At 64.3% G+C, this 5,212-nt stretch carries 7 protein-coding genes; 5 read left to right on the forward strand and 2 right to left on the reverse strand.

What is annotated here, in order from left to right; all coding sequences use genetic code 11:
- A partial coding sequence (locus tag EN969_RS15740; protein ID WP_127419234.1) for a DUF87 domain-containing protein occupies positions 1 to 837 on the reverse strand: 837 nt, incomplete at its 3' end.
- Between the two features lie 154 nt (positions 838 to 991).
- Between EN969_RS15740 and EN969_RS15745 the strand changes: the two genes are divergently transcribed.
- Genes EN969_RS15745 through EN969_RS15755 form a run of 3 tightly spaced genes read left to right on the forward strand, consistent with a single transcriptional unit; the run spans position 992 to position 2,440 of the window.
- On the forward strand, positions 992 to 1,555 hold the full coding sequence (locus EN969_RS15745) for an XRE family transcriptional regulator (protein WP_027160588.1): 564 nt from the start codon (positions 992 to 994) through the stop codon (positions 1,553 to 1,555).
- Positions 1,556 to 1,559: 4 nt separating this feature from the next.
- Positions 1,560 to 1,868 carry a hypothetical protein gene (locus EN969_RS15750; RefSeq protein ID WP_013531040.1) on the forward strand — a complete coding sequence of 103 codons (309 nt, stop codon included), beginning with the start codon at positions 1,560 to 1,562 and terminating at the stop codon, positions 1,866 to 1,868.
- Positions 1,869 to 1,912: 44 nt separating this feature from the next.
- Positions 1,913 to 2,440 carry a GNAT family N-acetyltransferase gene (locus EN969_RS15755; protein WP_063170265.1) on the forward strand — a complete coding sequence of 176 codons (528 nt, stop codon included), beginning with the start codon at positions 1,913 to 1,915 and terminating at the stop codon, positions 2,438 to 2,440.
- Between the two features lie 4 nt (positions 2,441 to 2,444).
- Here EN969_RS15755 and EN969_RS15760 read toward each other — a convergent pair whose 3' ends face one another.
- Positions 2,445 to 3,320 (reverse strand): LysR family transcriptional regulator, encoded by an 876-nt coding sequence (locus EN969_RS15760; protein ID WP_024501405.1) that lies wholly within the window; start codon positions 3,318 to 3,320, stop codon positions 2,445 to 2,447.
- Between the two features lie 121 nt (positions 3,321 to 3,441).
- Between EN969_RS15760 and EN969_RS15765 the strand changes: the two genes are divergently transcribed.
- Positions 3,442 to 4,593 (forward strand): gamma-butyrobetaine dioxygenase, encoded by a 1,152-nt coding sequence (locus tag EN969_RS15765; RefSeq protein WP_063168273.1) that lies wholly within the window; start codon positions 3,442 to 3,444, stop codon positions 4,591 to 4,593.
- The gene (locus tag EN969_RS15770; RefSeq protein WP_063168272.1) at positions 4,590 to 5,180 is read left to right on the forward strand and encodes an HD domain-containing protein; all 591 of its coding nucleotides are present in this window, start codon (positions 4,590 to 4,592) and stop codon (positions 5,178 to 5,180) included. Before EN969_RS15765 ends, EN969_RS15770 begins: the two co-directional genes overlap by 4 nt.
- The last annotated feature ends 32 nt before the right edge of the window (positions 5,181 to 5,212 follow it).

Genomic DNA, 5,212 nt, shown 5'->3' on the forward strand with positions numbered 1-5,212 from the left:
GATATAGGAGCCCGAATTCGGGTTGCGGTAGAGATTCTTGGCGGCCGGGATCAGGTCGCGCAAGGCATCGATTTCTTCCGGCTCGGTCTCGCGGCCCCGGAACAGCACCTCGGCGAATTCCTCCAGCGTGAACATCCAGAACGGAAGATCCAAGGTTTTGGAATCGACCCTGACGCAGTATTCGGGCAGCGATGCCGCGAACTCGTTGTGCGGGTCGAGGATCAGGATGCGCAGATCCGGCCGTGCCGCGATCGACTTGCGCAGCAGCAGCGAAACGGCGGTGGATTTGCCGACGCCGGTCGTGCCGACAATGGCGAAGTGACGCGCCAGCGTATCGTCGATAGCGATGTTGGCGGCGATCGTCTCGTCCTGCGCGAGCGTGCCGATCGTGATCGAATGACGCCCGGCAAGGTCATAGACCGCCTGCAGGTCGCGGGTGCGGATGCGATGCGCAACGGCGCCGATATGCGGATAGGTGGTGATGCCGCGGTCGAAGACCGGTCTGGCGCCGGGCTCCGCACCGTCACGGACTTCGCCGATCAACTCGATGCTGACCTCGATGGCGTTCTGGCCCTCATTGCTCCAGGCGCGGTCCGACTTGCCGATCGCGTAGACAAGGCCGACGGTTCGCGTCGATCCGAGATTGATGGAAATCATCTTGCCGACTGTCCACAGGCCGGTCACCGCGCCGTCGGCATCGTCCGCATAGGCGCTGATGGTGGCGCGAGCGCCGTCGCATTGCACGACATTGCCGAGGATGCGCTTGTCGTTCTGCTCGGTCTGGCGGCGCTCCTGCGAGGTCGGTTCCCCCACGGAGGCTTCGCGTTCGACATACATGGACAGGCCAATCCCCATTTCCCTGGAGAGTCGATCCTACCCGAATGGGGTTAAGGCCCGATGAGGTCGGATGGTGTAGAGAGCATTAAGGGGCCTGTGAAAATTGTCGCAAGGCGGCTCTTCTCCGGCGTCAATATTTCACTATAATAGACATATGGATGATATAGCGAACGAAATTTCCTCGACGATAGGCCGCAGGATACACGCCGAAAGGGTCATGCGTGACTGGTCCCTGGCCGAACTGGCGGAGCATTCCGGCGTCTCGAAGGCGATGCTCAGCACGATCGAGCGAGGCAAGACCAGCCCGACGGCGGCGCTTCTGGTGCGCATCGCGTCGGCCTTCGGCATGACGCTGTCGACCTTGATCGCGCGCGCCGAGCTGCAGGGCGGCGGGCTGCTGCGCGAGGCCGACCAGCCGGTATGGCGCGATCCCGATACCGGCTATGTCAGGCGGCATCTTTCGCCGGCTGGCGATATGCCGCTGGAACTGATCAAGGTGCATCTGCCGGCGGGCGCCAGGGTCAGTTTTCCGGCTGCTTCATACGCCTTCATCAAGCAGCAGATATGGCTGATTTCCGGGCGGCTCGAATTCATCGAAGGCGATATGGCGCACAAGCTCGAGCCCGGCGACTGCCTGGCGCTTGGGGCGCCGTCGGACTGCACCTTCCATGCCCTGGAGCCCGGCGCCGACTATCTGGTCGCCCTGGTCAGAGGCTGACACAATGGCAAAGAGACCAAAGCGCTCCCACAATGGGGGGCCGCCTCTCGATGAGTACAAGGGCCCGCCATGGGGCACGGGCGATCCCTATATCTTCCTGGCCTGGCAGGCAGCGCACGCCAAGGCGTGGAAGGCGCCGAGCCACGAGGTCATGCTGTTGCGCATGGACAGAGCCGAGCGGCTTGGCCTGACCTACGAGGAGTACACGCTCGAGATTCTCGAGCGCGGGCGGCACCTCGGGCACGAAGATGCCGACCGCATCAGCGCCATCAAGGCGGCGCGAAAGCGTCGCCGCGCGCGCCATCTGGAGTGACGGCAATGCGCCCGCTTCTATCGCAATCACAGGATATCCCGCACATGAACTCGATCGAGATCGCAACCCTGACCCCGGCTGCCGAGACGCAGGACGGGCTGGCCGAATTGCTGGTCGCAACGGTGGCGGCAGGCGGTTCGGTCAGCTTCATGCATCCGTTGGCGCCGCAGGCGGCGAGGGGTTTCTGGGAGAAATCGCTGGCCGCGGCGGCAAGGGGCGAAAGAGCGATGCTTGGCGCCTGGGACGGCAAAAACCTGGTCGGCACCGTGACCTTGCTGCCCGACTGTCCGCCCAACCAGCCGCACCGGGCCGAGATCGCCAAGCTGATGACACGCACAGACTACCGGGGCAGGGGCGTGGGAACGCGCCTGATGCGGGCCGCCGAGAGCCTTGCGGTGGAGAAGGGCCGCACGCTGCTGGTTCTGGACACGGCAACCGAGGAGGGCGCCTCAGGCCTCTATGAGCGGTTGGGCTTCACGCTGGCCGGTGAGATACCGGACTATGCCCTGAAGCCGCATGGCGGGCTGACCGGCACGCTGATCTACTGGAAGCGGATCGGGCAAATCTCGTAACCAATCATGCCGGCGCGGAGAGGCGCGACAGCAACCACTGGCGGAAATCCTGCTCGGCGCCGGTTAGGCGCGCTGTCGACGCCTTGGTCAGAAAATGGCCCGATGTGCTGGAGAGTTCGAAGTCGGAAAGCCTGACCAGCGTCTTGCTGTCGAGCGCCGCATCGACCAGCGGCCGCGAGCCCAAAAGCACGCCGGCGCCGGCCTTGGCCGCTTCCATGGCGGCAACGAAGCTGTCGAAGCGGTGCGATCGCCTGGGATGGCCGGCCAGCCTGGCGGCAGCGAACCATTCCGCCCACATCTCGCGCGCGCCGGCAACCAGAAGCAGCGGCAAGGAGGTCCAGTCTGCGTCGCCGACCAGACCCGGAGCCGCCACCGGCACAAGCCGCTCGGCGGTCAGCCTGTCGGCTTCGCGGCCGGGGAAGGATCCGTTGCCGAAACGGATATCGAGCACCGAGCCTGGCAGGTCGTAATCGGTAGGGCGATGGATCGTCACCAGGTCGAGCTGGATGCGCGGCAGTGCCTTCGCGAGATCGGGCAGCGCCGGAACCAGCATCAGCAAGGCAAAGGAAATCGGCGCCCGGATGGTCACGGTCTGGACGGCGCGCGGCTCGAACAGTTCCGCGGTGCTGTTGCCGATGGTGGCGAAGGCCGACTGGATGTGGGGGAGGTAGGCTGCCCCCTCCGGCGACAGGGCGACGCCGCGCGCCAGCCGCGAAAACAAACGTGTCTTCAGCCGCTCCTCGAGAAAGCGGATGTGCTGGCTGACGGCCGCCTGGGTGAGGCCAAGCTCGGCTGCCGCCGCGGTGAAATTCGACAGCCGCGCCGCAGCCTCGAAACTGCGCAGCCAGTCGAGCGGCGGCAGGGGTGTGGTTCGAGACATTAGTATATCGTGGTCATTGGCCAAAAAAGGATAATTTGAATTATGCCTCTCGCGCGATCAACATGCAATCGAAACCCTGCGGATCAGCTGCGGGGGACGCAATGGACAGGAACGGATCTCCATGCTCACCCAGGCGCTGATCGGCGACGAAGGTAGAACAATCGAACTTGGCTGGAAGGACGGGTCGCGCAGCCGCTTTCACGCCATGTGGCTGCGCGACAATGCGCTGGACGACAAGACGCGCAGCGCCGGCAATGGCCAACGGCTGATCACCATCCTCGACATTCCCGCCGACACCAGGATCGGCGCGGCATCGCTCAAGGGCGGCGCCCTGGAAGTCAGCTTCGTGCCGGAGCAGAAAACAGTGAGTTTCCCGGCGGCATGGCTGAGTGCCAATGCCTATGATCGTGACGCGGCCCGCCAGCCCGGCTGGACAGACGAGGCCACCGTGCGATGGACCAAGGCCTCGATGCAGAATTCGGTGCCGCGCGCCGGCTATGCTGCGGCCAGCCATGATCGCGCTGTGCTGGGGCAATGGCTGTCGGCGGTGAAAGCCTATGGCTTTGCGGTGATGGACGATCTGCCGGCCGAATCCGGAGCGCTGTGCAAGGTGTCCGATCTGTTCGGCTATATCAGGGAGACCAATTACGGCCGCTGGTTCGAAGTGCGCGCCGAGGTCAATCCGAGCAATCTCGCCTACACCAATCTCGGGCTCCAGGCGCATACCGACAATCCCTATCGCGACCCCGTGCCGACGCTGCAGATCCTGTCCTGCATCGAGAATACGGTTGAGGGCGGCGAATCCAGCGTCGTCGACGGGTTTGCCGTCGCGGCTGCGCTGCAGGCTGAGAACCCGGAAGGCTTCCGGCTGCTGAGCTCATGCCCGGCGCGCTTCGAATATGCCGGCTCTTCCGGTGTGCGGCTGCAGGCGAAGCGGCCGATGATCGAGCTCGGGCCCGATGGCGAGCTGATCTGCATCCGCTTCAACAACCGCTCGCTGGCGCCGACGGTCGACGTGCCCTTCGCCGACATGGAGGCGTACTACGCCGCCTACCGCCGGTTCGCCGAACTGATCGAGGATCCATCCTTCGAAGTGACGTTCAAGCTCGAAGCGGGGCAGGCTTTCATCGTCGACAACACGCGCGTCATGCACGCCCGCAAGGCGTTTTCCGGAACCGGCAAGCGCTGGCTGCAGGGCTGTTACGCCGACAAGGATGGCCTGCTGTCGACGCTCGCGTCGATAGAACACGGGTTCAAGGAGGCGGCGGAATGAGCGGCCAGGATTTGAACGCGGACAATATCGTCGAATTCATTGCCGACATCTTCGAGCGCCGGGGTGCGGAATCCTACCTCGGCGAACCCGTCACCATGTCGGAGCACATGCTGCAGGGCGCCTGGTTCGCCGAAAAGGACGGCGCGCCGGACGAGCTGGTGGCGGCGGCGCTGCTGCACGACATTGGCCATTACACCAGCGAGTTCGGCACCTATTCGCCCGAGGATGTCGAGGACAAGCATCATGACGAAGCCGGCGGCGAAGTGCTGGCGCCGTTCTTTCCACCTGTCATCGTCGAATGCGTCAGGCTGCATGTCGCCGCCAAGCGCTATCTCTGCGCCACCGATCCGACCTATTTCGGCAGGCTGTCGCCGGCCTCGGTGCATACGCTGTCGCTGCAGGGCGGGCCGATGAATGCCGAGGAGGTGGCCGAGTTCCGCAAGAACCCGTTCCATGAGGAAGCGGTCCGGGTCCGCATCTGGGACGAGAGCGGCAAGATTGCCAACATGAAGACGCGGACGTTTCGCGATTACGTGCCGCTGTTGCAGCGGGTGGTGACGCAGTTCGCGGCGGGTAAGCCGGCGTAATTCCCTCAAAGGAAGGAGGCAGGGTGCAAGCC

Origin of the sequence: Mesorhizobium sp. M7A.F.Ca.CA.003.01.2.1, assembly GCF_003998945.1 — a bacterium.
Lineage (GTDB): Bacteria > Pseudomonadota > Alphaproteobacteria > Rhizobiales > Rhizobiaceae > Mesorhizobium > Mesorhizobium ciceri.